This window comes from Streptococcus cristatus (genome assembly GCF_003944225.1).
Classification (GTDB): domain Bacteria; phylum Bacillota; class Bacilli; order Lactobacillales; family Streptococcaceae; genus Streptococcus; species Streptococcus cristatus_K.
In genome coordinates this window covers 1-1,208 of the sequence record NZ_RJPN01000022.1, presented here as the reverse complement: position 1 = coordinate 1,208, position 1,208 = coordinate 1, and the positions used below count along the sequence as shown (strand labels likewise).

Genomic DNA, 1,208 nt, shown 5'->3' with positions numbered 1-1,208 from the left:
CTTGTGCTCAAGCTGGTGCTCGCTGAATCTGAGGCACTGATTGATGCACTGAGGCTTGTGCTCAAACTTGTACTTACTGAATCTGAGGCACTGAGGCTTGTACTCAAGCTGGTGCTTGCTGAATCTGAGGCACTGAGTGAAGCACTTAGACTTGTGCCCAAACTTGTACTTGCTGAGTCTGATGCACTGATTGATGCACTGAGGCTTGTGCTCAAGCTGGTGCTCGCTGAATCTGAGGCACTGATTGATGCACTGAGGCTTGTGCTCAAACTTGTACTTACTGAATCTGAGGCACTGAGTGAAGCACTTAGACTTGTGCTCAAACTTGTGCTTGCTGAATCTGAAGCGCTAATTGAGGCACTGAGGCTTGTACTCAAGCTGGTGCTTGCTGAGTCGCTTGCATTAAGTGACGCACTGAGGCTCGTGCTCAAACTTGTACTTGCTGAATCTGAAGCGCTAATTGAGGCACTTAGGCTTGTACTCAAGCTGGTGCTTGCTGAATCTGAGGCACTGAGTGAAGCACTTAGACTTGTGCTCAAACTTGTACTTACTGAGTCTGATGCACTGATTGATGCACTGAGGCTTGTGCTCAAGCTGGTGCTCGCTGAATCTGAGGCACTGAGTGATGCACTGAGGCTTGTGCTCAAACTTGTACTTACTGAATCTGAGGCACTGAGTGAAGCACTTAGACTTGTGCTCAAACTTGTGCTTGCTGAATCTGAGGCACTGAGTGAAGCACTTAGACTTGTGCCCAAACTTGTACTTGCTGAGTCTGATGCACTGATTGATGCACTGAGGCTTGTGCTCAAGCTGGTGCTCGCTGAATCTGAGGCACTGAGTGATGCACTGAGGCTTGTGCTCAAACTTGTACTTACTGAATCTGAGGCACTGAGTGAAGCACTTAGACTTGTGCTCAAACTTGTGCTTGCTGAATCTGAAGCACTAATTGAGGCACTTAGGCTTGTGCTCAAACTTGTACTTATTGAATCTGAGGCACTAATTGAGGCACTGAGACTTGTGCTCAAGCTTGTGCTGGCTGAATCTGAAGCACTAATTGAGGCACTGAGGCTTGTACTCAAGCTGGTGCTTGCTGAATCTGAGGCACTGATTGATGCACTGAGGCTTGTGCTCAAACTTGTACTTACTGAATCTGAGGCACTGAGTGAAGCACTTAGACTTGTGCTCAAACTTGTGCTTGCTGAATCTGA

General features: G+C 47.6%; 1 pseudogene. It reads left to right on the top strand.

The window, feature by feature from the left end:
- Window positions 1-1,208, top strand: a pseudogene (locus D8797_RS10225) (hypothetical protein); the annotation flags it as partial.